Source organism: Marinobacter sp. (genome assembly GCF_033722735.1).
Lineage (GTDB): Bacteria > Pseudomonadota > Gammaproteobacteria > Pseudomonadales > Oleiphilaceae > Marinobacter.
In genome coordinates this window covers 1-3,466 of sequence record NZ_JAWVYN010000056.1, presented here as the reverse complement: position 1 = coordinate 3,466, position 3,466 = coordinate 1, and the positions used below count along the sequence as shown (strand labels likewise).

The window sequence follows — 3,466 nt, the reverse complement described above, 5'->3', positions numbered from 1 at the left end:
GTGTTTGCCATCCTGATCGGCGCCACCGCCTTCTCCATGGTGTTCAGTTACACCGGCGGCGACTACCTGCTGGAGGAGTGGATGCTGGAACTGCCCGGCGAGAAGTGGGGCTTTTTGATCCTGTCCATGCTGGTGATCCTGGTGTTGGGTTTCTTCATCGACTTCGTGGAGATTTCCTTCATTGTGGTGCCTATTCTGGCGCCAGTGGCGGAAGCCCTGGGACTCAACATGCTGTGGTTTGCGATCCTGATCGCCATGAACCTGCAGACCAGCTTCCTCACCCCACCGTTTGGCTTCAGCCTGTTCTATCTCAAGGGGGTCTCGCCCCCGAGTGTCAAAACCACCGATATCTACAAGGGGGTGATTCCCTTCATCGGCTTGCAGGCGCTGGTGTTGATCCTACTGTTCATCTTCCCGGAATGGTTCGGGATGAGTGCCACCTACTGACCCTTCCTGGGAGGCCGACGTCCTGGCCTCCCGTCTTTCCCTGACCAGCCCACTCCTTTTCGTTCGCAACCTATCACGCCCATAGTGCCAGGCTATCAGCGCCCAACCTGACAAAACCTGATCATTTTCTATACTGAACAAACAAATAGCGCCTCTGAGCCAGGACGCGGAGCCAAACTGCGTGACCTGAATAAATGACCACTGTAGTGATTCCGCCGAAGTTGGAGACCAGCATCCATGAGTCCAAGCACTGCCAACAAGCTTACTGAAACGGAGAAGCACAAAGCCGGGCGTGCCAACCGGGTGTCCATACACGCCGACAGCCGGCACGTCGACCGGGAACCCCACAGCTACGAGCGGTGGCTGATCAACAAGATTCTGCACATGGTGGGCGATCCCCCCTTGCGGTTCCGCCTGTGGAATGGCGACCTCATCGAACCCGAGGGGGGGCAAGCCCGCTTTACCCTGACCCTCAACGACCCCCGCGCCCTGTATGCGTTGGCCACCAACCCCAACCTGGCGTTTGGGGATCTTTACAGCGCCGGCCGGCTGGACGTGGATCAGGACCTGCCCGGCCTGATGGCGGAACTGTATCGGCACATCCATCGGGCCCGCAGCCACTGGCCCAAATGGCTGGAAGCCCTGTGGCGCAACCACGCCCCCCGGTCCACAGGCCTCGAGGAAGCCCGGGAAAACATTCACCATCACTACGACCTGGGTAACGAGTTCTACCAGCTCTGGCTCGACCAGGCGGAAATGCAGTACACCTGCGCCTACTACGAATCTCCCGAGTTAAGCCTGGAGCAGGCGCAGCTGGCCAAACTGGAACATGTCTGTCGCAAGCTGCGGCTAAAACCTGGCCAGACCGTGGTGGAGGCCGGCTGCGGCTGGGGCGGGCTGGCCCGCTACATGGCTCGCCATTATGGCGTCAAGGTCCACGCCTACAACATCTCCCGCGAACAGGTCACCTACGCCCGGGCCGAAGCGCGGCGCCAGAAGCTGGATCACCTGATCGAGTACATCGAGGAGGACTACCGCAACATCGCCGGCCAATACGACGCCTTCGTGTCGGTGGGGATGCTGGAGCATGTGGGCACCGACCATTACCTCGAGCTGGCCGCCCTGATCCAGCGTACCCTCAAGCCCGAGGGGTTCGCGCTGCTGCACAGTATCGGTCGTAACCGCCCCATGCTGATGAACGCCTGGATCGAGAAACGCATCTTCCCGGGAGCCTACCCCCCCAGCATCGGCGAGTTCGTGTCGATCTGCGAACAGGGTAATTTCTCGGTGCTGGATGTGGAGAACCTGCGCCTGCATTACGCCCAGACCCTGAGCCACTGGCTGGAACGCTTCGAGAAGCATCGGGACCGGGTGACCGCCATGTACGACGAGCACTTCACCCGTGCCTGGCGGCTCTACCTGGCCGGCTCCATCGCCGCCTTCGAGGTCGGGGCCCTGCAGCTGTTCCAGGTGGTGTTCACCCACGCAAACAACAATCGCCTGCCCCAGAGCCGGGGCGACCTGTACCAGTCACCGGCGGCACCGGAGAGTCACTGAGATGGACTATTACGACGTCATCGTAGTCGGCGGCGGGCCGGCCGGTTCCACCCTGGCCTGGGCGCTGGAGGACAGCGGCAAACGGGTCCTGTTGGTGGACAAGCAGCGGTTTCCCCGGGACAAGACCTGCGCCGGCTGGGTGACCCCCACGGTCATGGACAGCCTGCAGGTGGATCCGGAGCAATATGGCCAGCACCACACCCTGCAACCCATTCGCCGCTTTCGCATCGGCCTGATGGGGCAACCTCCGGTGGAGAACGATCACGGCGAGGTGGTCAGCTACGGCATCCGCCGCTGTGAGTTCGACCATTTCCTATTGAACCGGACCCTGGTGGACAAGGCCTTGGGCGTGGGCATCAAGTCCATCGAACGGCGCGGCGCCAACTGGGTGCTCAACGATACCTGGGAGACCCCGCTGGTGGTGGGCGCGGGAGGCCATTTCTGTCCCATTGCCCGACTGCTGGGCGACGGGCCCGGCCGCCATGAGACGGTGGTGGCGGCCAAGGAAGTGGAGTTCGAGATGACCCCCGACCAGGCTGAGCGTTGCCAGGCCAGCGGCGATACCCCGGAACTGTGGTTCTGCCGCGACCTGAAAGGTTATGCCTGGGTCTTCCGCAAGGGCAACTTCCTGAACATCGGCCTGGGCCGGGAAGACAATCACCGGCTCAGCGGCCACCTGCAGCGGTTTGTCGACGACATGAAGAACAGCGGCCGCATTCCTGCCGACCTGCCCGGCCACTTCAAGGGTCATGCCTACCTGCTCTACGACCACGCCGAACGGCCGCTGGTGGACGACGGTGTCTTGCTGATCGGGGACGCGGCAGGCCTGGCCTACACCCAGAGTGGCGAAGGCATCCGGCCGGCGGTGGAATCCGCCCTGCTGGCCGCCGGGGTCATCCGCAGGGCCACCGACTCGTCCGCCCAGTCCCTGCAACAGTATGGTGAGGCCATCGCCGAACGGTTCGGCACCCGCGCCATGCACCGGGACGACGGCTGGCACATCCCGGAATGGCTGAAATCACCACTGGCTGGCACCCTGATGCGGTCCCACTGGTTCACCCGCAAGGTGGTGACGGAAAAATGGTTCCTGCACCGGCAGGTGCCGCCGTTACAAACCGCCATTTAGCCGGCGACGGATCGGGGTTTCGGCAAAAAAAGCGGCCCCGGAAGGCCGCCAATCACAGGGTTTCAACCCGGTTAGGGGGAACCTGGGGCCTCACTGCCCCAGGTAGCTGCGGTACATCCAGACCGCCTTCTCCTGTTGGGAGATGTAGTCGCTCATCAGCGCCACGGTGCCCTCGTCGTCGGCGTCACCGGCCAGGCTGAGCAGTTCCCGCTGCTTGCCGATCAGCTTGGCGAAGCTGTCCACAATCTGGCTGACGGCCGTGCGGCCGTCAGACACGTCCTGACGTTCCTCCACCTCCGAGCGCTCGATATAGGCGCTGTAGGCGTGAACCGGACG

General features: G+C 62.7%; 4 protein-coding genes. 3 read left to right on the top strand and 1 reads right to left on the bottom strand.

Annotated elements, in window-relative coordinates; all coding sequences use genetic code 11:
* From R3175_RS17970 to R3175_RS17960, 3 genes are all read left to right on the top strand, one after another.
* Nucleotides 1-447, top strand: a 447-nt coding sequence (locus R3175_RS17970) for a TRAP transporter large permease subunit (RefSeq protein WP_318945719.1), incomplete at its 5' end; no start/stop codon positions are given.
* Between the two features lie 237 nt (nt 448-684).
* Nucleotides 685-2,004 (top strand): cyclopropane-fatty-acyl-phospholipid synthase family protein, encoded by a 1,320-nt coding sequence (locus R3175_RS17965; RefSeq protein WP_318945718.1) that lies wholly within the window; start codon nt 685-687, stop codon nt 2,002-2,004.
* A gap of 1 nt (nt 2,005) precedes the next feature.
* The gene (locus tag R3175_RS17960) at nt 2,006-3,130 is read left to right on the top strand and encodes an NAD(P)/FAD-dependent oxidoreductase (protein ID WP_318945717.1); all 1,125 of its coding nucleotides are present in this window, start codon (nt 2,006-2,008) and stop codon (nt 3,128-3,130) included.
* 90 nt (nt 3,131-3,220) lie between these two features.
* On the opposite strand, the gene R3175_RS17955 is transcribed toward R3175_RS17960, so the two are convergent.
* On the bottom strand, nt 3,221-3,466 hold a 246-nt coding region (locus tag R3175_RS17955; RefSeq protein WP_318945716.1), incomplete at its 5' end, for a Dps family protein.